A 23,689-nucleotide genomic window follows, 5' to 3' on the forward strand; every position below is an offset into this window, starting at 1 on the left:
CGGCACGAATGCGGCATAACACCGCCCCCTTCGACGGAATTTTGCCGTAAATTGCTGGAGCCCGGATTTGCGCCTGTCCCGAGTTCGTCAGATGAACCCGAAAACATAGGCGAGCGGCAGGATGGCGAGCGCCGCCTGGACGACAAGTGCGGCCCAGTTGAAAAGCGTCGCGCCGTTGTCGCTCATCATCGACAATATGCGGCCGAACGCTGCGAGCGCAAAGGCCGAGCCAACGGCGAGATAGACCATCGGCTGGGCGAGCAGGATGGCGCCGAGGCCGAGACCGACATGCATGCCGCCCATGGTGGAGCGCACCTCCGCCAATCCGCCGCGCCGGCCCTCGGCGATGCCGATGCCGGCGGCACGAAAGGCGAGACGCGGAGCAAAGAGCATGACGAGGCCGATCAGCATCGCCGCCCCCGCCGCGCAAAAGGCCAGGAATTCCCCGGTTTCCGTCGGAATATAGAACTCCATCTCCATCCCCGCGGCAGATCATCACAGCCTCCGCCGAGAAGCGATTCTCGGCAGTGCCACTTTGGTCTAGCGCATGTTCGCGGCGATGGGAATCGGCTGCATGGCAGGTCTGGCTGCAATCACAGAAAACTCTGCGGATCGACGTCGAGCTGGACGCTGATCGAGCCGCGCTCCTTCGGTCCGCCGGCAATCATCGCCTTCAGGAAGGATTGCATGTCGCTGTTGCGCCTTCCGTGGACGAGCAGCCGGAACCGATGGCGGCCGCGGATGAGAGCGAGCGGCGCCTCCGCCGGCCCGAGGATGGAGATGCCATCGACGCGCGGCGCGGCGTTGCGCAGGCCCCGCGCATGCCCCTCGGCATCGCTGCGCGTTTCCGCCGAGACGATGATCGAGGCGAGCCGGCCGAAGGGCGGCAGCGCCGCGCGCTCGCGCTCATGGATCTCGCGGTCGTAGAAGGCGTCCGCATCGCCCGAGACGATCGCCTGCATCACCGGGTGCTGCGGCTGATAGGTCTGCAGGAGCCCGAGGCTCTTCAGGCCGGTACGCCCGGCGCGGCCCGTCACCTGCGACAGCAATTGAAAGGTCCGCTCGGCCGCGCGCGGATCGCCATTGGCAAGGCCGAGATCGGCATCGACGATGCCGACCAGCGTCATCATCGGGAAATTGTGCCCCTTCGCGACGAGCTGCGTGCCGATGACGATATCCGCCTCGCCGCGGGCAATCGCCTCGAGCTCCAGCCTCAGCCGCTTCACGCCCATCAGGTCGGAGGAGAGCACGATGGTGCGGGCATCGGGGAAATGCCGCTCGACCTCCTCGGCGATGCGCTCCACCCCCGGGCCGCAGGCGACCAGGTGGTCGAGCGTGCCGCATTCCGGGCAAGCCTCGGGCGTCCGCTCCGAATAGCCGCAATGGTGGCACTGGATCTGGCCGCGGAAGCGGTGCTCGACCAGCCAACTCGAGCAGTCCGGGCACTGGAAGCGGTGGCCGCAGACACGGCAGAGGGTCAGCGGCGCATAGCCGCGGCGGTTCAGGAACAGGAGCGCCTGCTCGCCGCGGCCGATCGCCTTGCCGATCTGGTTGACGAGTACAGGCGAGAGGAAGCCGCCGCGTTCGGGCGGATGACGACGCATGTCGACGACCCCAAGATGCGGCAGCGCCGCATCGCCGAAACGGGTCGGCAGGTGGATCGGCCGGTAGCGTCCGACCTCGCCATTGACCCGGCTCTCGACGGAGGGGGTCGCGGAAACCAGCACCACCGGAAAGCCGCTGATCCGCCCGCGCACCACCGCCATGTCGCGGGCATTGTAGAACACCCGGTCCTCCTGCTTGTAGGCCGGGTCGTGCTCCTCGTCGACGATGATCAGACCGAGATCCTCGAAGGGCAGGAACAGCGCCGAGCGGGCGCCTGCGACGACGCGCACCTGGCCGGTCGTGACCTGCCGCCACACCTTCTCCCGCATGCGGGGGGCGAGGTCGGAATGCCATTCCGCCGGCTTGGCGCCGAAACGCTCCTGGAAACGCTCCAGGAAGCTTGCGGTGAGCGCGATTTCCGGCAGCAGGATCAGCACCTGCTTGCCGGCCCTCAGCGTCGCGGCGACCGCCTCGAAATAGACCTCGGTCTTGCCGGAGCCGGTGACGCCGTCGATCAGCGACACCGAGAACTTTCTTTCCTCGACGGCCGTGAGCAGATCGGCAGCGGCTTGCCTCTGCGGTCCCTCGAGCCGCGGCGCGGCGAAATCCGGATCGGGCGCGGCGACCACCGGCGGCGGCGGCATGAACACCGTTTCGAAGACGCCCTGCGCAGCAAGACCGTCGATCACACCGGAAGAGACGCCGGCCGCGTGGGCAAGTCCCGAGCGGGTCCAGGAGAAGCCGTCGGTCGCCGTCGCAAGGACGCGCTCGCGAGCGGCGGTCATCCGTTCGGGCCGCCGCTCGGTCAGGCGCAAGGCCTCGACCATCGGCTCGGGATCGAAGGCGGTCGGCACCCGCAGCGCCATGCGGGCGACAAGCCCGGGAGGCGTGACCGTATAGGTCGCCACCCAGTCGAGAAAGCTGCGCATGTCGCGCGTCAGAGGCGGGCAGTCGAAGACCTTCTCGATCTCCTTGAGCTTCTTCGGATCGACCGAACCATCGTCCGTACCGTCCCAGACGACACCGACGACCAGCCGCGGTCCGAGCGGCACCTGCACGATCGAGCCCGGCTCGACCGCCATGCCCTCCGGCACCGCGTAGGAATAGGCCCTCGGCGCCGGCATCGGCACCAGGACGGGCACCACGCGGCGGTCGAAAAGAGCGCGGAATAAATCGGTTGAATCAAGCGTCATTTTGCCGTGACCTTGCCACCGCTTTCAGTTAAAGAAAACTGCACAGCGAACCGCCTCCCTGCAGGAGCAGGGTTTGTCACGGTTCCACCCGAGTTTCAACGCGCGCGATTTCCGCCGTGGTTTTCCCCGTAAGCGGAAAGGCGCCCGAACGGCTGAATGCCAAAGGAACGGTCCCATGAAATTTTTCGTTGATACCGCCGACGTAAAGGAAATCCGGGAACTGAACGATCTCGGCCTGCTGGACGGCGTGACCACCAACCCGTCGCTGATCCTGAAATCCGGGCGCGACATCGTCGAGGTCACCAAGGAAATCTGCTCGATCGTCGAGGGCCCGGTTTCGGCCGAAGTGACGGCCACCGAATATAGCGACATGATGAAGGAAGCGGGCGCTCTCGCGAAGATCGCCGACAATATCTGCATCAAGCTGCCGCTGACGCTCGACGGCCTGAAGGCCTGCAAGGCACTGACTTCGGACGGTCATCACACCAACGTCACCCTCTGCTTCTCGGCCAACCAGGCGCTGCTCGCCGCCAAGGCCGGCGCCACCTTCGTCTCGCCGTTCATCGGCCGCCTCGACGACATCGCCTTCGACGGCATGGACCTGATTCGCGAGATCCGCCACATCTTCGACAATTACGGCTACGAGACGGAAATCCTCGCCGCCTCGATCCGCACGGTCAACCACGTCAAGGAAGCCGCCCTGATCGGCGCCGACGTCGTCACCGCCCCGCCGGCGACGCTGAAGGCGCTGGTCAAGCATCCGCTGACAGACAAGGGCCTGGAAATGTTCCTCGCCGACTGGGCCAAGACCGGCCAGAGGATCGCCTGATCCTTCGATCCCGATAGGACGAATACGAGGCCTCGCAGCGATGCGGGGCCTCCGTGCTTTCGGCCTCCCAGGATTGCCCCTCATTCCTCTTCGTCATCATCCATCAGGCCGGTGAGCCGCATGCCGTCGATCCAGGTGGCGCTGTCCTTGCGGATCACGCGGCGCGGCCGAGCGCCACAGCGCTCCTGAACCGCCTCGGCCAGCCTTTCGGAATGGGTGACGATCCAGATCTGGCTGTCGCGCGCAGCGCTGGCGATCATCTCGGCGAGCGCCGGCAGCATGTCCGGATGGAGGCTCGTCTCCGGCTCGTTGAGCGCGATCAGCGGCGGCCGGCGATAGGATAACAGCGCCGCCGCCAGCGCCAGGAAGCGTATCTGCCCATCAGAGAGCTCGCGCGCCGAGAAGGGGCGATGCGGGAACTCCGGAAAGACAAGCGAGAACTCGGCGAACTGGCCCGGATCGGGGACGTCGAGGAAGGCTCCGCCGAACGCATCGGCGACGGCGCGGTCGAGGTCGACCGTCTCCTGTCGAATATGCCGGAGCGTGGCGAAAACGCCAGCCATGTTGGCACCGTCCTCGTCAAGCATCGGCGCGGTCACGGCCAGGCACGGCGATCGCAACGGCGAATCGCGATCGGTGCGAAAGCCGTGAAAGAAGCGCCATTGATCGACCGCCCGTCGGAACGTGCCGATCTCCGGGTAATGGCCGGCGTCGCCGAGAAGGGCGATCGCCGTCTCCGACTGCAACGCCTGTTCCGGATAGTCCTCCATCCGCCCGCGCTCGCCGCGCACGAAGATGCCGGGACCGGAGCGCTTCATCATCATCGCCGGGCGGCTGCCGGTCTCGACGCTGAGCTCTTCCTCCTTGACCTGCGGCTCGAAGGCAAAACCGGCCGCCGCGCTCGGCGGCCTCAGCCCTGCCTCGACCCTGTAGCGAAAGGTAATCGCCCGCTCCTCATCCAGAAGCTCCGTATCGAAGCGGATCCGCACCGGCCTGCCGGCCCGGCGCGGCCCGCTCCAGAGCGCCGAGGACATGCCGCCCTCCTTGGCGATCTCGTAGGCGAGCTTGCCGCGAACTGCCGATTGGACGAGCTGGAGTGCGCGGTAGAGATTGGACTTGCCGACGCCGTTCTCGCCGATGAACAGGTTGACACCGGTCAGATCCATGCGGATCGACCGAAGCGAGCGATAGTTCTCGGCAAACATCGAGCGCAGCAGCATGGGCGTTTATTTAACCCGCCTCGCGCCTCAGCAAAACCGCCAAACTTCGGCCCTATCGCCACGCGCTGCGGTTGAACATCGCGTCCCTGTCCCTGGCGAGGTCAAAAACCGTGTGGCGTTCGAGCGCGCGGGTGACCTCTGCCGGATCGCCGTCGAGCGCCTCCGGAGGGATAAGATTGCCGACACGAAAATCGAAAATGTCGCCCTTCTTGTTCAGGAGCTCATGGAAGACCGTCATGTCGCGCAGTTCCGTCGACCATTTGGCGAACCAGTAGAACAGGCCGGAATTGCGCGCGCTCATATGCACCGGCAGGATCGGCAGGTCGTATTTCCGGGCGAAGCCGACGGCGGAACTTTTCCAGGGGCGTTCGTTGAGGCGCCCCTCGGCCCAGTAAGCGATGCGGCCGGAGGGAAAGAGCACCGTCGCCTTCCCCTCTTCGATGGCCCGGTTGGTGACCTGCAGCGTCTCGCGCGCCTTGAGCTTGGACTTGTACTCTTCGCGCCACTCCACCGGAATGACCATCTCGACGAAACGCGGGTTGACGCGAATGGCGTCGCGATTGGCGAAGAACATCATGTCCGGGCGACGGCTCTTCAGGAGATCGAAAACGGCGATGCCATCGGCGATGCCCGTCGGATGGTTGCTGACGAGGAGGAACCCGCCTTTTGCTGGAATCCGCTCGGCCTTGTCGACGCGGATGTCGAGCGCGAGCAAGGAACTGAGGTGCTCGAAAGCCTGAAAGCCCGGCATGTTGGCGACGGCATTGGCGAACTCGATCGCCTTGCGGTAGTTGAGCAATGTGTAGAGAAAGGGCCGCATCACTGGCCACAACGGATGGCGAACGATCTTCTGGCCGCGCTCGGCGATCAGCGTGTCGACGATGTGGCCGGGGCGCCCCTGCGAGACCAGCGCAACTGCCTCTGCAAAATGCGCCAGCGCGCTCGCCGAATCACGTCTCGCCATGGTCCCATCCGCTGTTGCTGCCCGAACATCGCAATTCAATATGATCCAAGAATGACAAATTCCAAGAGAATGTTAGCAAAAACATAAGGGCCCGGGGGCATGCTCTGCACCGGGAATTAGCAGAGTTTGATCGCAGGACCGAAATGAACGAACTTCTCGTGATCGGCCATCCGGAGGTGATGGCGGAGCGTCGGCGCTGGCTCGCAAGCCTTGCCGAAGAACGCCGCCTGTCCGACAAGACCATCGAAGCCTATGAGCGCGACACACGGCAGTTCCTGACCTTCCTGACCGGACATCTCGCCGGGCCGCCGCGGCTCGCAGACATCCGGACGCTCAGGCCGGCCGATCTGCGCGGCTTTCTCGCGCAGCGCCGCAAGGCCGGAGCCGGAGCGCGCACGCTGGGCCGCGGCCTCGCCGGGCTGCGGTCATTCCTGCGCTACCTCGAGAAAAACGGTCTTGCCAACGCCGCCGGCGCCGGCGCCGTGCGCTCGCCGAAACAGCCGAAGTCGCTGCCGAAGCCTTTGACCGATCGGGATGCCGTGAAAGTCGTGACGGCGGAGGCGCAGCTCGCCGAGGAACCGTGGATCGCCGCCCGCAACGCTGCGGTTCTGACGCTCCTCTACGGCTGCGGCCTGCGCATCTCGGAAGCGCTGGACCTGACGCCGGACGATTTTTCCGGCGCTCTATCGCTGCGCATCACCGGCAAGGGCGGCAAGACCCGGATCGTCCCACTGATCGCCGCGGCGATGGAGGCGGTCGCGACCTATCGGAAACTCTGCCCCTATCACATCGGCCCCGAAGAGCCGCTCTTTCGCGGCGCCCGGGGCGCCAGGCTGCAGCCGGCGATCATCCAGCGCGAAATGCAGAAGCTGCGCTCGGCCCTCGGCCTGCCCGATTCGGCGACGCCGCATGCGCTGCGCCATTCCTTCGCGACTCATCTGCTCGCCGGCGGCGGCGACCTGCGCACCATCCAGGAACTGCTCGGCCATGCCAGCCTGTCGACCACGCAGGTCTATACCGGCGTCGATTCCGCACGGCTGCTGGAAATCTACGATCGCGCCCATCCGCGCGCCTAGCGCTTCGGCCCGAAAATCGGACCCGATTCTCGGAAAGTACGATGCGCTCAAAGACTTACAGTGTCCTTTGTGCGTCCTGGAGGACGCACGGCACTATAGCCAAAAATTGCGATCGCTTTCTCCTCAGCCTAGGATTCGACGCGCTCGCCGATTAACCATGCGCGTTAAGGAACCCGTGACCGAGGCGGCGTAGGGTTTGAAGCACATCCCCGGGGGACCCGATACTCATGACGACGCTCACAGAACCGGTTCGCACTTTGGCCGCCAAGGCGAGCGATGCCCTGCTGTGGCTGATCGCGCTTCTGCATGTGCTGATGGCCGCAAGCCTCCTCGTCGCCCTGCTCTCCATCTCGGAAGCCGAAGCCGCGGAACATGCCGACTGCGGCGGCAGCAACATCCTTGCCGGTCTCGAACAATCCGATCCGGCCCGCCTCGCCGCGATACGCCGCGAGGCCGATGCGGTGCCGAACGGCAAGGGCCTGCTGTGGAAGATCGAAGGGCAAGGACTGGCGCCGTCCTTCCTGCTCGGCACCATGCACGTCACCGATCCGCGTGTGCTCGCCATGCCCGCCGGCGGCGCCGAAGCCTATGCCGCGGCGCAAACCGTCGTCGTCGAATCCGACGAGATCATCGACGAGAAAAAGGCGAGCGCCGCCATCCTGATGCATCCCGACCTCACCATGTTTGCCGGCAACAGGACGATCAACGATTTCCTGGAGCCGAAGGACCGGGCACTTCTCGAAAACGGCCTCAAGGCGCGCGGCATTCCCCTGCCCCTAGTCGCCAAGATGAAGCCCTGGATGATCGCCAGCTTCGTCGCCCTGCCGGCCTGCGAATTCACCCGCAAGGCCGCCGGCGCGTCCTTCCTCGACAAGAAGCTCGCCGAGGATGCCGTGAGCCAGGGCAAGAGCCTGAAGGGACTGGAAAGCCTGGTTGAGCAGCTCGCCGCGATGGACTCGCTTCCCGTCGAGTGGCATCTGCGGGCGCTGATCGAAACGCTCGCGCTCGGCAAGACGATCGACGACGTATTGACGACGATGACCGACCTCTACCTTGCCGGCGACACCGGCATGATCCTGCCGATGATGCGCTCGGTGGCCGAAAAACTCTCGCCCGGCGATCTCGGCTATGCCGACTTCGAGCAGCGGATCATCATCGACCGCAACAGGGTCATGGCGGTGCGCGCCAAGCCTATCCTGAAAGGCGGCAACGTCTTCATGGCCGTCGGCGCGCTGCATCTGCCCGGCAAGGAAGGGCTGGTCGAGCTCCTGCGCCGGCAGGGCTTCACCGTCACGCCGGTCAATTGAGGATCGATTGCGCCGGTTCGTTCAGCTGCGCGAGCAATGCCGGAACGATCGCCTTGTGAAAGGGCGTGACGGCGGCGAGATAAAAGTAACCGAACAGGTTCCTGCGGCGCACCAGCGTCGTGATGCCGATCACTTGGCTGTCGGCCGGACCGTCGCGCACCTCCACGACGATGCGGAAATCCAGATGCCGGTCATCGAGGCCGAGGACGATTTCGCGATCGCTGCCGGTGGGGATCGGGAAGGCGCCGATCAGGCTGGCATCTGCGAAAGGGGCGCCGGCCTTGAGACCAAGCGGCGCAACGATGCGGTTGCGCAGCGCCAGAAGTTTGCGAACCCAGCGCGGCGCACTGCCGAGCGCCCGCCTTGCCGCTTCGTGTGCGGTGATGCGTTCCCCGAGATGGAGAAGCTCATAGCAGTCCGCCCAGTCGGCGCCGGGCAGGCAGACATTGGGCAAGCGGGCGGCAACGCTGCGTGGTTTCATGAACACGTCCTTTCCGGCTAACCGGTGAGGGATTCATGATTGCTTCGGACGGCGTCCGAAGGGAGGGGGCCGCTTGTCGCAGCCCCGGGGCCAATTGTCACAGAGGTGCCGATCACATGTGGATCGGCTTGAAGAAGGTCGAAAGCGCCGCTTCCTTCACCGCCTCCGACATGGTCGGATGGGCATGGCAGATGCGGCCGAGGTCCTCGGACGAGCCGCCGAATTCCATCAGCACGGCGATTTCGTGGATCATCTCGCCGGCGCCGAAGCCGATGATATGGCCGCCGAGGACGCGGTCCGTCTCCTTGTCCGCGAGGATCTTCACGAAACCGTCCGTCTGAAGCATGGCGCGGGCGCGGCCATTGGCGGTGAAGGGGAACTTGCCGACCTTGTAGGCGACGCCGGCGGCCTTCAGTTCCTCCTCGGTCTTGCCGACGGAGGCGACCTCCGGCTGGGTGTAGACGACGCCCGGAATGACGTCGTAGTTCACGTGACCCGCCTGACCGGCGATGATCTCCGCCACGGCGACGCCTTCGTCCTCCGCCTTGTGGGCGAGCATCGGCCCGCGCACCACGTCGCCGATGGCGTAGACGCCGGCGATGCTCGTCTGGAAGTGATTGTCGATTTCCACCCGGCCGCGCGAGTCGAGGACGACGCCCGCCTTGGCGAGACCCATGTTCTCGGTGCAGGGCTTGCGGCCGGTCGCGACCAGCACCACCTCCGCGTCGAGCGTCGTCGCCTCGCCGCCCTTGACCGGTTCGAAGGTCACCTTCGCGCCGTTTTCCGACTTCACCACGCCGGTCACCTTGGCGCCGAGCTTGATGTCGAGACCCTGCTTCGCCAGCATCCGCTGGAGCTGCTTGGCGACCTCGCCGTCCATGCCGCCGAGGATCGTATCGAGGAACTCGACAACGGTCACCTTGGCGCCGAGGCGCGCCCAGACCGAACCGAGCTCGAGACCGATGACGCCGCCGCCGACGACGATCATGCTCGTCGGCACCTTCTCCAGTTCGAGAGCGCCGGTCGAGGAGATGATCACCTTCTCGTCGAAAGCGACATCGACGCCGGGAATGCCGGCAACGTCCGAACCGGTGGCGATGACGATGTTCTTGGCTTCGAGGACCTGCTCCTCGCCCTGGTCGTTGGTGACGGACACCTTGCCCTGGCCGAGTACCTTCCCGGTGCCCTGGAAGCCGTCGATCTTGTTCTTCTTGAAGAGGAAGGAGACGCCGTCGACATTCGCCTTAACGGTCGCGTCCTTGTGGGCGAGCATCTTCTGCAGATTGAGCTTCGGGCTTGCGACCTCGACGCCGAGCGCATCGAGGCCATGCGCGGCGTGGTGGAACATCTCGGAAGCATGCAGCAGCGCCTTGGAAGGAATGCAGCCGACATTGAGGCAGGTGCCGCCATAGGTGCTGCGCTTCTCGACCACGGCCACCTTCATGCCCAGTTGCGCCGCCTTGATGGCGCAGACATAGCCGCCGGGACCGCTACCGATAACGATGAGATCATAAGCCATTTGATAATCCTTCTGGGAGGGTCGTCGTTGAAAGGACGGTCATCGCCCGCCGCTGACATTGAGAATGGCTCCGGTCACATAAGTCGCCTTATCCGACAGGAGATAGAGAATCGCGTCGGCCACCTCGCCGGCCGTGCCGGAACGCTGCATCGGGATCGACGGCGCCATGTCGCGGGCGCGATCGGGCAGGCCGCCGGACGCATGGATATCCGTATCGATGATGCCGGGGCGGACCGCGTTCACGCGAACACCCTCGGACGCCACTTCGCGCGCGAGGCCGATAGTGAAGCTGTCGACCGCGCCTTTCGCGGCGGCATAGTCGACATATTGACCCGGCGCGCCCAGCACGGCCGCGGCGGAGGAAAGGTTGACGATCGCGCCGCCCTTGCCGCTATGACGCGTCGACATCCGGAGCACGGCCTCCGCCGCGCAGCGAATGGTGCCGGTCACATTGACACGGAACATCCGCTCCAGCCGTTCGGGCGAGACCTCGTCGATCCGCTGCGGCGGGCCGATGATGCCGGCATTGTTGACGAGCCCGTCGAGCCGGCCGAAGGCCGCGTCGACCGCCGCAAAGATCGCCTTTATGCCGTCCTCGGAACCGACATCGCCGTGGACGGCGACCGCCGAGCCGCCGGCAGCGGCAATTTTTGCCACGACATTCTCGGCGGCCAGCCGGTTTGAGGCATAGTTGACGGCCACCCGCCAGCCTTCAGACGCCGCGGCGAGGCAGACGGCGGCGCCGATGCCGCGGCTGCCGCCGGTGACGAGAAGGACGCGGCCGCCACTCACGCGGCGCATCCCTTGAAGTCGAAGATATCGGAACTGTCCGACGAGGCCTTGCCTTCGCCCCAGGCGCTCGATTGGCGCAGCGACGGGCCGAAATTCGGAAGCAGTATCTGCCGCGCCGCCGGCGCGTCTTCGGGTTGAAGCAATCCGATCGAGCCGGCGCTGTCGACGGCATAGATCGGACCCTGCCAGACGGTGCAGGCCGCAAGGTCGGCGCCGGTCACGTCCCCGGTAGGGCAATTGTTCATGACGATGCCGTTCGGGCGTTCCGGTTCGCCCGAGGGCAAGACGACGCCGTCGAGCGTCAGCCCGGTGCCCTCGACGCGGATCTTGAAGTGATTGCTGGTGACCGCTGCTTCCGATCCGACCGGCTCGAAACGCAGTTCATAGCCACCGGCCGGGTCGGCGTAGATCGCCCGGGCCTGCTTGCAATCCGCGGCAAGCACAGGAAGGGCGGCCAGCGCCAGCGCGACGAAAGCGAAGATGGCTGGCCCGCCGGGCATCTCAGGCAGCCTTTCCGGTCGCGAGCTTCAGGCCGAGCGCAATGAAGACCATGCCGCTTGCCCGGTCGATCCACTTGCTTACCCGTGTGAAGGCGGCGCGCATCCTTGGCGTTGTCATGAACAGGCTGACGCCGACGAACCAGAGGATTAGAGCGCTCGCCATGACAAGGCCGTAGCCGAATTTCACGACCATCGGCGTATGCGCGCCGACGACCGTCGAGAAGATAGACAGGAAGAAGAAAACAGCCTTGGGGTTGAGCGCATTGGCGGCAAAGCCGAGGCCGAAGGCCTTCAGCGCCGACTGGCCCCTGCGCGCTCCGGCATCCTCGCCCGGCTCCGCGTCGATCTCGGTCTGCCCGGCCCGAAGCGCCTTGACGCCGATATAGATCAGGTAAGCGACGCCGCACCATTTGACGATATTGAAGAGATAGATCGAGTGCGAAATGATCAGCCCCAGGCCGAGTACGGTGTAGCTGATATGAAACATCAGCGACGCGCCGATGCCGAAGGAGGTGATGATCGCTGCCCGGCGTCCGTTGACCAGTGACTGGCGGATGACCATGGCAAGATCGGCGCCGGGCGATACGATGGCAAAGACAAAGATCGCCATCAGCGAAGCAAGTTCGATCAGGTAAGCGCTCATGATTGTCACCGGTCGTTGAAGTTCAGGATGGAGCCGGGCGAGCCTGAATGCGCGCATAGCGTGCTTTGCTGGAGCCTAGCCCCCTGCCTCATCGCTGTCGAGCGGCCGCGTCGACGGCTGCGCGCGGCGAGAAGGAAACGGGGGCTCGCGCCCCCGCTTTCATTAGAGGTCGAGCACCAGGCGCTCCGGATCCTCAAGGCTTTCCTTGACGCGCACCAGGAAGGTCACGGCTTCCTTGCCGTCGACGATGCGGTGGTCATAAGAGAGCGCCAGATACATCATCGGACGGATGACGACCTGACCGCCGATCGCGACCGGCCGGTCCTGAATCTTGTGCATGCCGAGGATGCCCGACTGCGGTGCGTTGAGGATCGGCGAGGACATCAGCGAACCGTAGACGCCGCCATTGGAGATGGTGAAGGTGCCGCCCTGCATGTCAGCCATCGACAGCGTTCCGTCGCGTGCCGCCTTGCCGAGACGGCCGATGTCCTTCTCGATCTCGGCGATCGACATCTGGTCGGCATCGCGCACAATCGGCACCACCAGACCCTTGTCGGTGCCGACGGCAACGCCGATGTGGCAGTAGTTCTTGTAGATGATGTCGGTGCCGTCGATCTCTGCGTTGACAGCCGGCAACTCCTTGAGCGCGTGGGTGACGGCCTTGGTGAAGAAGCCCATGAAGCCGAGCTTCACGCCATGCTTCTTCTCGAAGATATCCTTGTACTTGTTGCGCAGGGTCATGACCGCGCTCATGTCCACCTCGTTATAGGTGGTGAGCATCGCGGCGGTGTTCTGCGCGTCCTTCAAGCGCCGGGCGATCGTCTGGCGCAGGCGGGTCATCTTGACGCGCTCTTCGCGGACAGCATCTTCGGCGGGCGCCGGGCCACGCGCCTGGACCTTGGCCGGTTCAGCGGCGGGCGCCGAAATCCCCTTGGCGACGGCGGCGAGCACATCACCCTTCAGCACCTGTCCGCGCTTGCCCGAGCCGTCGATCTGGTCGGCGGAGAGGTTGTTTTCAGCGATGAGCTTGGCGGCCGACGGAGCAGCCGGCATCGAGGATTGCGCCTGCGGTGCGGCAGCGGCAGACTGTGCAGGCGGAGCGGCAGCGGCGGCTGCAGGCTCCGGCTTCTTTTCGGCTGCGGCCGGGGCGGCTGCAGCGGCACCGGCGCCTTCGGCGATCTGGCCGAGCAGCGCGCCGAGGCCGACGGTCTCACCAGCCTGCGCGACGATTTCCGAAAGCGTACCGGCGGCCGGGGCCGGCACTTCGATCGTCACCTTGTCGGTCTCAAGCTCGAGGATCGGCTCGTCGGCTTTGATCGCATCGCCGACCTTCTTGAACCAGGTCCCGACGGTCGCTTCGCTGACGGATTCGCCGAGGGTAGGAACGCGGATTTCTGTTGCCATGATTTTTGTTCCGTTGATCAGATATCTGTTTCTGTCGATTGGCAGACCGTGGAGGGCTTAATCAGCCCCCCAGCGCGTCCTCAAGGAAGGCGGCCAGCTGCGCCAGGTGCTTGGACATCAAGCCGGTTGCCGGCGAAGCGGCGGCCGGACGGCCGGTGTAGCGCACCCGCTGATACTTGGCGTCGATATGGGCAAGGACCCATTCGAGATAGGGGTCGATGAACGACCAGGCGCCCATGTTCTTCGGCTCTTCCTGGCACCAGACCATCTCCGCATGGCGGAAGCGGCTGAGTTCGTTGATGAGCGCTTTCGCCGGGAACGGATAGAGCTGCTCGACGCGCAGCAGATAGATGTCGTCGATGCCGCGCTTTTCGCGTTCCTCCAGAAGGTCGTAATAGACCTTGCCCGTGCACAGAACGACGCGGCGGATCTTCGAGTCCTTCTGCAGCTTGATAGGGCCGTCCTTGATGACTTCCGCATCGTCCCATAGCAGGCGGTGGAAGGAGCTCTCGCCGGCCATCTCGGACAGGCTGGAGATTGCCCGCTTGTGGCGCAGCAGCGACTTCGGCGTCATCAGGACCAGCGGCTTGCGGAAATCGCGCTTCACCTGGCGGCGCAGGATGTGGAAGTAGTTCGCCGGGGTGGTCACGTTGGCGACCTGCATGTTGTCTTCCGCGCAGAGCTGCAGGAAGCGCTCGAGGCGGGCCGAGGAGTGTTCCGGCCCCTGGCCTTCATAGCCGTGCGGCAGCAGGCAGACGAGGCCCGACATGCGCAGCCACTTGCGTTCGCCGGACGAGACGAACTGGTCGAAGACCACCTGCGCGCCGTTGGCGAAGTCGCCGAACTGGGCTTCCCAGAGCGTCAGCGCGTTGGGACGGGCGAGCGAATAGCCGTATTCGAAGCCGAGCACCGCCTCTTCGGAGAGCATCGAGTTGATGACCTCGTAGCGCGCCTGGCTCGGCGACAGATTGGCGAGCGGAATGTAGCGCTCTTCGGTCTCCTGGTCGTAGAGGACCGAATGGCGCTGCGAGAAGGTGCCGCGCTCGCAGTCCTGGCCCGATAGGCGGATCTTCGTACCCTCGGTGACGAGCGTCCCGAAGGCGAGCGCCTCGGCCATCGCCCAGTCGACACCCTCGCCGGTCTGGATCATGTTGGCGCGGTTTTCCATGAAGCGCTGGATGGTGCGATGCGCGTTGAACCCGGCCGGGATCTCGGAGAGCTTGCGGCCGATTTCCTTGAGCTGCTTCATCGGCACCGAGGTCCGGCCACGGCGCTGCTCATCCTGGTTGTCGGCGGTGCGCAGGCCCGACCATAAACCGTCGAGCCAGTCGGCCTTGTTCGGCTTGTAGGACTGGCCGGCCTCGAACTCCTGCTCGAGATGGGCGCGCCAGTCGGCCTTCATCTTCTCGACTTCGCCCTCGGTGATGATGCCCTGGGCGATCAGTCGCTCCGAATAGAGCTGGACGACAGTCTTGTGGGCGCGGATCGCCTTGTACATCCTCGGCTGCGTGAACGCCGGCTCGTCGCCCTCGTTGTGGCCGAAGCGGCGGTAGCAGAACATGTCGACCACCACCGGCTTGTGGAACTTCATCCGGAACTCGGTCGCCACCTTGGCGCCGTAGACGACGGCTTCCGGATCGTCGCCGTTGACGTGGAAGATCGGCGCCTCAATCATCTTCGCGACGTCCGACGGATAGGGCGAGGACCGCGAGAAGGCCGGGTTGGTGGTGAAGCCGATCTGGTTGTTGATGATGAAGTGGACGGTGCCGGCGACGCGATGGCCGCGCAGGCCGGAGAGCCCGAGGATTTCGGCAACCACGCCCTGTCCGGCGAAGGCTGCATCGCCGTGGAGCAGCAGCGGCATCACCTTGACGCGCTCGCGCAGCGGAATGATATCGCCCTCAAAGACGGTTGCCATCTGGTCCTGCTTGGCGCGCGCCTTGCCCATGACCACCGGGTTGACGATTTCGAGATGCGACGGGTTCGCCGTCAGAGACAGGTGCACCTTGTTGCCGTCGAACTCGCGGTCGGACGAAGCGCCGAGGTGATACTTGACGTCACCGGAGCCTTCCACGTCGTCGGGCGCATAGGAGCCGCCCTTGAACTCGTGGAAGATGGCGCGATGCGGCTTGGCCATGACCTGCGAGAGGACGTTCAGGCGGCCCCGATGGGCCATGCCGAGAACGATTTCCTTGAGGCCGAGCTGCCCGCCGCGCTTGATGATCTGTTCGAGCGCCGGGATCAGCGATTCACCGCCGTCGACGCCGAAGCGCTTGGTGCCCTTGTACTTGACGTCGATGAACTGCTCGAAGCCTTCCGCTTCGATGAGCTTCTGCAGGATCGCCCGCTTGCCCTCGGGCGTAAACTCGACGCCCTTGTCCGGTCCCTCGATCCGCTCCTGGATCCAGGCCTTCTCCTCGGGGTTGGACATGTGCATGAATTCGACGCCGATCGTCGAGCAATAGGTCCGCTCGAGGATCTCGACCATTTCGCGGATGGACGCGTATTCGAGGCCGAGCACGTTGTCGATGAAGATCTTGCGGTCGAGGTCCTTCTCGTCGAAACCGTAGTTCGACGGCGAAAGCTCGTTGTAGTCCTCGACCGGGGCGGCAAGGCCGAGCGGGTCGAGCTTGGCATGCAGGTGGCCGCGGGCGCGATAGGCGCGGATCATCATGATGGCGCGAACGGAATCGCGCGTCGCCTGATGGATGTCGGCAGCGCTGGCGAGGGTACCGGTCGCTGCGGCGGCTTCTTCAGCCTTCGCCTTGACCTTCTTCTCGATAGCCTTCTCGACCGTGCCCCAGTCGCCGTCGAGCGCCGAGACGAGTTCGCCATTCGCGGTGATCGGCCAGTTCTTCTTCTTCCAGGAGGCGCCCTTGGCTGCCTTCACGACGTCTTCGGGCCGGTCGGCGAGCGCCTTGAAGAAGGCCTGCCATTCAGCCGACACGGACGCGGGGTCCGCTTCGTAGCGCGCATGGAGCTGCTCGATATAGGCGGCATTGGCGCCGTCCAGAAACGAAGTGAGCTGGAATTGCTCGTTGGCCTCTTGCCTTGTCATGGTCTCACGCGGACTGTTCTGTCCGCCTCCTGACTGAGTTGGGTTGCCGGGTATCCCGGTCATTCATGTTCGTTCGGCGCGCCTGGCGCCCTTTCCTACGGCGCCGCACATCGGAAGGACGCGCCCGAACCACCGTGGCATTTCGTTACCGCATGTCCTGATCTTCAATCAGCCAAGGAAACACGCGGGCCGCAGGCTGCCCGGGCCGAATCGCCCCGACCCGGGCAGAAGTCTTCCGATCAGCCCTTGAGGACTTCGACCAGCGTCTTGCCGAGACGGGCCGGCGACGGCGACACGCGGATGCCTGCCTGCTCCATCGCAGCGATCTTGGATTCCGCATCGCCCTTGCCGCCGGAAACGACGGCGCCGGCGTGGCCCATGGTACGGCCCTTCGGCGCGGTACGGCCCGCGATGAAGCCGGCCATCGGCTTCTTGCGGCCCTTTTTGGCCTCGTCGATGAGGAACTGCGCGGCATCCTCTTCGGCCGAGCCGCCGATTTCGCCGATCATGATGATCGAGGTCGTGGCTTCGTCCGCCAGGAACATCTCGAGCACGTCGATGAACTCCGTGCCCTTGACCGGGTCGCCGCCGATGCCGACGGCCGTCGTCTGGCCGAGGCTCTCGTTGGAGGTCTGGAACACGGCTTCATAGGTCAGCGTGCCGGAGCGCGAGACGATGCCGACCGAGCCCTTGCGGAAGATCGAGCCCGGCATGATGCCGATCTTGCATTCTTCCGGCGTCAGGATGCCGGGGCAGTTCGGGCCGAGCAGGCGCGACTTGGAGCGGTCGAGGCGAGCCTTGACGCGCACCATGTCGGCAACCGGGATGCCCTCGGTAATGCAGGTGATGAACGGGATTTCCGCATCAATCGCCTCGATGATCGCGTCCGCAGCGCCTGCCGGCGGAACATAGATCACGGATGCGTCCGCACCGGTCTTTTCACGGCCTTCGGCAACCGAGGTGAAGATCGGCAGGGTTTCGCCCTTGGAGCCGGTCCAGGTTTCGCCGCCCTTCTTCGGGTGAATCCCGCCGACCATCTGCGTGCCGTAATAGGCAAGCGCCTGTTCGGTATGGAAGGTGCCGGTCTTGCCGGTCAGGCCCTGAACGAGGACCTTGGTGTTCTTATTGACGAGAATCGACATGAGGTCTGGTCCTTCAGTTAGCCGTTGATCGCAGCGACGATCTTCTTGGCAGCGTCATCCAGATCGTCGGCGGCGGTGATCGCCAGGCCGGATTCGTTCAGGATCTTCTTGCCAAGCTCGACATTCGTGCCTTCGAGACGAACGACCAGCGGAACCTTGAGGCCGACTTCCTGCACGGCCGCAACGACACCTTCAGCGATGACATCGCACTTCATGATGCCGCCGAAGATGTTGACGAGGATGCCCTCGACCTTCGGGTCGGCCGTGATGATCTTGAAGGCTGCCGCGACCTTCTCCTTGCCGGCGCCACCGCCGACGTCGCAGAAGTTCGCCGGCTCCTTGCCGTAAAGCTTGATGATGTCCATCGTCGCCATGGCGAGACCCGCGCCGTTGACCATGCAGCCGATGTTGCCGTCGAGCGCGACATAGGCGAGATCCCACTTGGAGGCCTCGATTTCCTTGGCGTCTTCTTCGGTTTCGTCGCGCAGCGCCTTGATGTCGTCGTGGCGGAACAGGGCGTTGCCGTCGAAAGAGACCTTGGCATCGAGAACGCGCATGCGGCCGTTCTTCATGACGATCAGCGGGTTGATCTCGAGCAGGCTCATGTCCTTCTCGACAAAGGCCTTGTAAAGGATCGGGAAGAGCTTTTCGGCGTCAGCCTTGGCTTCGCCTTCGAGCTTCAGGGCCGAGGTGAGCTTGGCGAGATCGGCGGCGGTGACGCCAGCTTCCGGGTTGATCGCGACGTTGACGATCTTTTCCGGCGTGTCGTGCGCAACAGCCTCGATGTCCATGCCGCCTTCCGTCGAAACGACGAAGGCGATCTGGCCGACCGAGCGGTCGACGAGCAGCGAAAGATAGAGTTCGCGATCGATGTCGGCGCCGTCCTCGATGTAGAGGCGGTTCACCTGCTTGCCGGCAGCGCCGGTCTGCGCAGTGACGAGCGTGTTGCCGATCATTTCCTTGGCATGAGCCTTGGCTTCATCGACCGAGAAGGCGAGACGCACGCCGCCCTTGGCGTCGGCGGAAAGTTCCTTGAACTTGCCCTTGCCGCGACCGCCGGCATGGATCTGGCTCTTGACCACGTAAAGCGGGCCCGGGAGCGACTTGGCAGCGGCTTCAGCCTCGTCGGCGGAGAAGATCGCGACACCTTCCGCGACCGGCGCGCCATAGCTCTTCAGGAGAGCCTTGGCCTGATACTCATGAATGTTCATGGTTGTTTTCCTGTCTGGGAGCATTGTGCGGGCAGGTGGGGCACCTACGCACCAATGCGGCAAAAACAAAGAGGAGGCCGAGCGGATCTGGATGTCCGCCCGACGTGAGGCGATTACTGCTTCAGGCTGGGCGCGATGCCGATGCAGGCTTCGCAAAGCCCGGCGACGGCGGCGACCGACTTGTCGAAGGCTTCCTTCTCGCCCTTGTTGAGGTCGATCTCGATGATGCGCTCGACGCCGCCGGCGCCAATGACCGTCGGCACGCCGACATACATGTCCTTGACGCCGTACTGGCCGGATAGATGCGCTGCGCAGGGGAGCACGCGCTTCTTGTCCTTGAGGTAGGCTTCGGCCATTTCGATCGCGGAAGCGGCCGGAGCGTAATAGGCCGAGCCGGTCTTCAGAAGGCCGACGATCTCAGCGCCGCCGTCACGGGTGCGCTGGATGATTTCTTCCAGACGGTCCTTGGTGACCCAGCCCATCTGCACGAGGTCGGTCAGCGGAATGCCGGCAACGGTCGAATAGCGGGCGAGCGGCACCATCGTGTCGCCATGGCCGCCGAGAACGAAGGCGGTGATATCCTGAACCGAAACGTTGAATTCCTGGGCAAGGAAGAGCCGGAAGCGCGAGGAGTCGAGCACGCCGGCCATGCCGACGACCTTGTTCTTCGGCAGCCCGGAGAACTTCTGCAGCGCCCAGACCATGGCGTCGAGCGGGTTGGTGATGCAGATGACGAAGGCGTTCGGAGCATATTTCTTGATGCCGGCGCCGACCTGTTCCATGACCTTCAGGTTGATGCCGAGCAGGTCGTCGCGGCTCATGCCGGGCTTGCGCGGAACGCCGGCGGTGACGATGCAGACGTCGGCACCTTCGATCGCCGCATAGTCGCTTGCGCCCGTCAGGGATGCGTCGAAACCTTCGACCGGCGAGGACTGGGCGATGTCGAGGCCCTTACCCTGGGGGATGCCGTCGGCGATATCGAACAGAACGATGTCACCCAATTCTTTCAGGCCGGCGAGATGCGCCAGCGTGCCACCAATCATCCCTGAACCAATAAGTGCGATCTTGTTGCGCGCCATGAAAGTGCTTCCTTTGTGATCCATGATCGAGGCCTGAAACGCGGCAAACGCCAAACCCTCGCGGAAAGCCCTTAAACGGCAAATGGCAAAATATCAATCCATAGTTTCTGATAGAGCAAATTCAATCGGTTAGATCAAAAAATTCTTACGTAAAGGTAAGATTGTCAGTCATCGTTACGTCATGGAAAGGCCGTGTTTTCAGTATGTTGCGCGGCATATTCCTCGCTTTGCATCTCGATCAGACGGGAAACCGTCCGGTCGAATTCGAAGCCTTCAATGCCCTTCTTGGCGATCAGCAGCCGTTCCGGTTCGGCAGCGGCGGAGGCGAAGAGACGGGCGCCCTGGTCGTAGAGCGCGTCGACGAGCATGATGAAGCGCTTCGTCTCGTTGCGCATATGCGGCCCGAGATGCGGAACGTGGTCGAGGAAGATCGTCCTGTAGTGCGAGAGGATGGCAAGATAGTCGGCCGCGCCGAGCGGCTGGGCGCAGAGATCGGCAAAGGTGAAGCGGGCACAGTCGCCGACCGCATCCGGCACGCGGATCTTCCGCCCCTTCCGGCCGATCTCCGCCGGCCCGGCGGGCGCGCCGTTGGTCGCCACATACCAGGCGCGATCCATCGCGGCTTCCGCTTCCGGTCCGAGCGGCGACAGCCAGACGGGATTTCCGTCCGTCTTGCGCAGGCGATAGTCGGTGTCCGTGTCGAGCGAAATGAGTTCCGCATGGGCCTTCAGGAGATCGATGAAAGGCAGAAACAGCCCGCGGTTGAGCCCCTCGCGATAAAGCTCGGAAGGCTCCACGTTCGAGGTCGCGACGAGCACGCAGCCCTTTGCGAAGAGTTCGCCGAAGAGGCGTCCGAGGATCATCGCATCGGCAATGTCGGTCACCGAGAATTCGTCGAAACACAGGAGCCGCGCCTCGGCAAAGAGCTCGGAAGCGACCGGCGGGATCGGATCGGCCTGCTTGGTCTCGCCGTTCTTCAGCCTCTGCCGGTGCTTGTAGATGCGCTCGTGCACATCCGCCATGAACTCGTGGAAATGGGCGCGCCGCTTGCGCTGTATCGGCACCGCGTCGAAGAACATGTCCATCAGCATGGTCTTGCCGCGGCCGACGCCGCCATGGATGTAGAGACCCTTGACAGGCGCCTGGTCCTTCTTGCGGGCCGCGAACAGCCAGCCGAGCGCGTTCGCCTTGCGCGACGGCCGGCTGGCCATGAGCTCCGCGGTCAGATGGTCGAGCCGTCTTGCGATTGCAAATTGCGCCGGGTCACGCTGCCGCTCTCCGCCCGCAACGAGCGCTTCGAGTCTGTGGAGAATACTGTCGTCAGGATTGAGCACGGTGCACCTGGATAGACCAGGGGCTGTTTTGGGAGGTGAGACTTAAGGCTGCAGGCGGAAGCCCCACCCCGACGACAGGCCGTCTCGAGGTCCGGAAAGCCGGACCGAGAATAGGTCAGCGGCTGAGGCTCACCGGCTGGCCGCCATTGGTCGAGCCGTCGAAGCGCGAATCGGCGGTCTTGTAGAGGCGGGCGATCGGATTGCCGCTGCGATCCTTGAGCACGACCTGCTTACCGGCCACTTCCCACGATCCCATCGCCGTCAGTTCGCCGGCGCAGCCGCGCGTGCCGCCGCGCGAGCCGCTGCCGAGATTGGTCAGCGTCAGGAACATGTCGCAGGAACTGCCGGCGCTCGAAACGCGCCAGTTGCCGACCATGGATTCCTTCGTCACGTCGAGGGCGTTGGTGGCGGCGGCCACCTGCGTGCCCGCGGGCGCGCCGGCCGGGGTGCCTGTCGGAGCGCTAGGGAATTGCGAGGTGCTCGTCGTCGGATCGGGCAGCTGGCCCGCCGAGACCGACGGCACCGGCTGCGCTTGCAGGGGAGCAGGCGCGGCAGAAACATCCTGGGAACCGAAGCCGCCAAAGGATGTCCGCTGGCATCCGGTCAGCGCAAGCACAATAACAAGCCCCGCCGCCGCATGAAAAACCCGCATGTCTTTACCCCCTATATTGTCCTCGAACGATGATGCAATGCGATAATAAAGGCCGAATTACAGCAAATCCACCCGTGAGATCAAGGCACCACGTTTCGGCCTTGGCTGTTGCACGATGGAAACGCTTGCGGCGAAAGCTTAATGGCTGACGCCGGCATAGGCCCGCTCACCCCAAAGGGCCTCGACCGCCCGGTTGCGGCCGCAGCCATTGCGGTAATACCAGTAGCGGATCGGATTCCGCGTCGCGAAATCCTGGTGGTAGTCTTCGGCCGGCCAGAACTTCGCGGGGCCCTCGACGGGCGTCACGATCGGCCGGCCGAGTTCCGCCTCGGCCTTGATTTTCTCGGCCTTCGCCTGCATCGCCTGCTGCTCATCGAGCGCGTAGATCGCCGTCGAATAGGAGAAGCCGCGATCACAGAACTGGCCGCCGCCATCGGTCGGGTCGGTCGTGCGGAACAGCACGCCGACGAGTTCCGCATAAGAGACCTTGTCGGGATCGAACTTGATCCGCACCACCTCGCGGTGGCCGCCCTTCGCATAATCTTGATAGGTCGGATTTTCGCTCCTGCCGCCGGCATAGCCGGAAATCGTCTCGACAACGCCCGGCACGTCATCGAAATCGCTCTCGACGCACCAGAAACAGCCGCCGGCGAGGATCGCGTGTTGCGGCTCGGCTGCTCGCGCCGACGGCAGGAGACAGCTTACGGCAGTTGCGACAAGCAGGCGAGCGAGAAGCATCAGCGACCCTCCACCCTCTAATACCTATGCGCCTCGCGGCGGCTTTCAATTCACTTACCGACACGTCGATGCGAGAGTTGTGAAAAGCAAGACGGCGGGCCCTCTGCCCGCCGTCCAATTTCGATGATTTTTGAGCCCGGGACGCTTTAGAACCGCCGCTCGACCAGCATCTTCTTGATCTCGCCGATCGCCCTGGCCGGATTCAGCCCCTTGGGACAGGCCTGGGCGCAGTTCATGATCGTGTGACAGCGGTAAAGACGGAAAGGATCCTCGAGATTGTCGAGCCGCTCGCCGGTCGCCTCGTCTCTGGAGTCGATCAGCCAACGATAGGCCTGCAAGAGAACGGCGGGACCGAGATAGCGGTCGCCGTTCCACCAGTAGCTCGGACAGGAGGTCGAGCAGCAGGCACAGAGGATGCACTCGTAGAGCCCGTCGAGCTTCTGGCGGTCCTCGTGGCTCTGCCGCCATTCCTTGGCAGGCGTCGGCGACACTGTCTTCAGCCAGGGCTCGATCGAGCGGTGCTGGGCGTAGAAATTGGTGAGATCCGGCACCAGGTCCTTGACCACCGGCATGTGCGGTAGCGGGTAGATCTTCACCGTGCCCTTGATCTCCTCCATGCCCTTGGTGCAGGCGAGCGTGTTAGTGCCGTCGATATTCATCGCACAGGAGCCGCAGATACCCTCGCGGCAGGAGCGCCGCAGCGTCAGCGTCGGATCGATCTTGTTCTTGATGTACAGCAGCCCGTCCAGGACCATCGGGCCGCAGTCGTCGATGTCGATGTAATAGGTGTCGATGCGCGGGTTCTTGCCGTCGTCCGGGTTCCAGCGATAGACGCGGTATTCGCGCAGATTGGTTGCGCCGACCGGCTTCGGCCAGACTTTGCCTTCATTAACCTGCGAGTTCTTCGGGAGAGCGAGTTCAACCATGTGCCTTAGTCCTCGA

Annotated in this window: 21 protein-coding genes; 3 read left to right on the forward strand and 18 right to left on the reverse strand. The window is 64.2% G+C overall.

Annotation, left to right across the window (positions count from 1 at the left end):
• Positions 1 to 87: 87 nt before the first annotated feature.
• Positions 88 to 474 carry an AGROH133_08824 family phage infection protein gene (locus tag NXT3_RS18125; protein WP_037418140.1) on the reverse strand — a complete coding sequence of 129 codons (387 nt, stop codon included), beginning with the start codon at positions 472 to 474 and terminating at the stop codon, positions 88 to 90.
• 119 nt (positions 475 to 593) lie between these two features.
• Positions 594 to 2,798 carry a primosomal protein N' gene (locus tag NXT3_RS18130; RefSeq protein ID WP_104839805.1) on the reverse strand — a complete coding sequence of 735 codons (2,205 nt, stop codon included), beginning with the start codon at positions 2,796 to 2,798 and terminating at the stop codon, positions 594 to 596.
• Positions 2,799 to 2,973: 175 nt separating this feature from the next.
• Between NXT3_RS18130 and fsa the strand changes: the two genes are divergently transcribed.
• A complete protein-coding gene (gene fsa / locus NXT3_RS18135; RefSeq protein WP_037417741.1) occupies positions 2,974 to 3,627 on the forward strand; it encodes a fructose-6-phosphate aldolase in 654 nt (217 codons plus the stop codon).
• Between the two features lie 80 nt (positions 3,628 to 3,707).
• Here fsa and NXT3_RS18140 read toward each other — a convergent pair whose 3' ends face one another.
• Both NXT3_RS18140 and NXT3_RS18145 read right to left on the reverse strand, forming a co-directional pair.
• Positions 3,708 to 4,847 carry an AAA family ATPase gene (locus NXT3_RS18140; RefSeq protein ID WP_037417744.1) on the reverse strand — a complete coding sequence of 380 codons (1,140 nt, stop codon included), beginning with the start codon at positions 4,845 to 4,847 and terminating at the stop codon, positions 3,708 to 3,710.
• 52 nt (positions 4,848 to 4,899) lie between these two features.
• The gene (locus NXT3_RS18145) at positions 4,900 to 5,811 is read right to left on the reverse strand and encodes a lysophospholipid acyltransferase family protein (protein WP_097526165.1); all 912 of its coding nucleotides are present in this window, start codon (positions 5,809 to 5,811) and stop codon (positions 4,900 to 4,902) included.
• A gap of 143 nt (positions 5,812 to 5,954) precedes the next feature.
• Here NXT3_RS18145 and NXT3_RS18150 point away from each other — a divergent pair, with 143 nt between their 5' ends.
• Entirely contained in the window at positions 5,955 to 6,887 is a 933-nt protein-coding gene (locus NXT3_RS18150) for a tyrosine recombinase XerC (RefSeq protein WP_097526164.1), read from the forward strand.
• Positions 6,888 to 7,114: 227 nt separating this feature from the next.
• Positions 7,115 to 8,194: a TraB/GumN family protein gene (locus tag NXT3_RS18155; protein ID WP_037417753.1), complete on the forward strand. Its 1,080-nt coding sequence runs from the start codon at positions 7,115 to 7,117 to the stop codon at positions 8,192 to 8,194.
• On the opposite strand, the gene NXT3_RS18160 is transcribed toward NXT3_RS18155, so the two are convergent.
• From NXT3_RS18160 to NXT3_RS18225, 14 genes are all read right to left on the reverse strand, one after another.
• Positions 8,187 to 8,675 carry a DUF2867 domain-containing protein gene (locus NXT3_RS18160; protein WP_104839806.1) on the reverse strand — a complete coding sequence of 163 codons (489 nt, stop codon included), beginning with the start codon at positions 8,673 to 8,675 and terminating at the stop codon, positions 8,187 to 8,189. The genes NXT3_RS18155 and NXT3_RS18160 overlap by 8 nt on opposite strands.
• Before the next feature lie 112 nt (positions 8,676 to 8,787).
• Positions 8,788 to 10,194 carry a dihydrolipoyl dehydrogenase gene (gene lpdA, locus NXT3_RS18165; RefSeq protein WP_104839807.1) on the reverse strand — a complete coding sequence of 469 codons (1,407 nt, stop codon included), beginning with the start codon at positions 10,192 to 10,194 and terminating at the stop codon, positions 8,788 to 8,790.
• A gap of 39 nt (positions 10,195 to 10,233) precedes the next feature.
• The gene (locus NXT3_RS18170) at positions 10,234 to 10,986 is read right to left on the reverse strand and encodes an SDR family oxidoreductase (RefSeq protein WP_097526221.1); all 753 of its coding nucleotides are present in this window, start codon (positions 10,984 to 10,986) and stop codon (positions 10,234 to 10,236) included.
• Positions 10,983 to 11,486, reverse strand: a complete 504-nt coding sequence (locus NXT3_RS18175) for a hypothetical protein (protein ID WP_104839808.1) — start codon at positions 11,484 to 11,486, stop codon at positions 10,983 to 10,985. The genes NXT3_RS18170 and NXT3_RS18175 overlap by 4 nt, the downstream gene beginning before the upstream one ends.
• Before the next feature lies 1 nt (position 11,487).
• Positions 11,488 to 12,129 carry a LysE family transporter gene (locus NXT3_RS18180; RefSeq protein WP_104840035.1) on the reverse strand — a complete coding sequence of 214 codons (642 nt, stop codon included), beginning with the start codon at positions 12,127 to 12,129 and terminating at the stop codon, positions 11,488 to 11,490.
• Between the two features lie 162 nt (positions 12,130 to 12,291).
• A complete protein-coding gene (gene odhB / locus NXT3_RS18185) occupies positions 12,292 to 13,533 on the reverse strand; it encodes a 2-oxoglutarate dehydrogenase complex dihydrolipoyllysine-residue succinyltransferase (protein WP_104839809.1) in 1,242 nt (413 codons plus the stop codon).
• A 61-nt stretch (positions 13,534 to 13,594) separates the two neighbouring features.
• Positions 13,595 to 16,591: a 2-oxoglutarate dehydrogenase E1 component gene (locus tag NXT3_RS18190; protein ID WP_037417768.1), complete on the reverse strand. Its 2,997-nt coding sequence runs from the start codon at positions 16,589 to 16,591 to the stop codon at positions 13,595 to 13,597.
• A 239-nt stretch (positions 16,592 to 16,830) separates the two neighbouring features.
• Positions 16,831 to 17,733: a succinate--CoA ligase subunit alpha gene (sucD, locus tag NXT3_RS18195; protein WP_097526160.1), complete on the reverse strand. Its 903-nt coding sequence runs from the start codon at positions 17,731 to 17,733 to the stop codon at positions 16,831 to 16,833.
• Between the two features lie 17 nt (positions 17,734 to 17,750).
• Positions 17,751 to 18,944, reverse strand: a complete 1,194-nt coding sequence (sucC, locus tag NXT3_RS18200) for an ADP-forming succinate--CoA ligase subunit beta (protein ID WP_037417773.1) — start codon at positions 18,942 to 18,944, stop codon at positions 17,751 to 17,753.
• Between the two features lie 113 nt (positions 18,945 to 19,057).
• Entirely contained in the window at positions 19,058 to 20,023 is a 966-nt protein-coding gene (mdh, locus tag NXT3_RS18205) for a malate dehydrogenase (RefSeq protein ID WP_064242549.1), read from the reverse strand.
• Between the two features lie 179 nt (positions 20,024 to 20,202).
• A complete protein-coding gene (zapE, locus tag NXT3_RS18210; protein WP_097526159.1) occupies positions 20,203 to 21,357 on the reverse strand; it encodes a cell division protein ZapE in 1,155 nt (384 codons plus the stop codon).
• 115 nt (positions 21,358 to 21,472) lie between these two features.
• On the reverse strand, positions 21,473 to 22,009 hold the full coding sequence (locus NXT3_RS18215; RefSeq protein WP_037389823.1) for a protease inhibitor Inh/omp19 family protein: 537 nt from the start codon (positions 22,007 to 22,009) through the stop codon (positions 21,473 to 21,475).
• 138 nt (positions 22,010 to 22,147) lie between these two features.
• A complete protein-coding gene (msrA, locus tag NXT3_RS18220; RefSeq protein ID WP_097526158.1) occupies positions 22,148 to 22,747 on the reverse strand; it encodes a peptide-methionine (S)-S-oxide reductase MsrA in 600 nt (199 codons plus the stop codon).
• Positions 22,748 to 22,893: 146 nt separating this feature from the next.
• Positions 22,894 to 23,673: a succinate dehydrogenase iron-sulfur subunit gene (locus tag NXT3_RS18225; RefSeq protein ID WP_037417782.1), complete on the reverse strand. Its 780-nt coding sequence runs from the start codon at positions 23,671 to 23,673 to the stop codon at positions 22,894 to 22,896.
• Positions 23,674 to 23,689: the final 16 nt, after the last annotated feature.

The sequence above is a fragment of the Sinorhizobium fredii genome (genome assembly GCF_002944405.1).
Taxonomy (GTDB): Bacteria; Pseudomonadota; Alphaproteobacteria; order Rhizobiales; family Rhizobiaceae; genus Sinorhizobium; species Sinorhizobium fredii_C.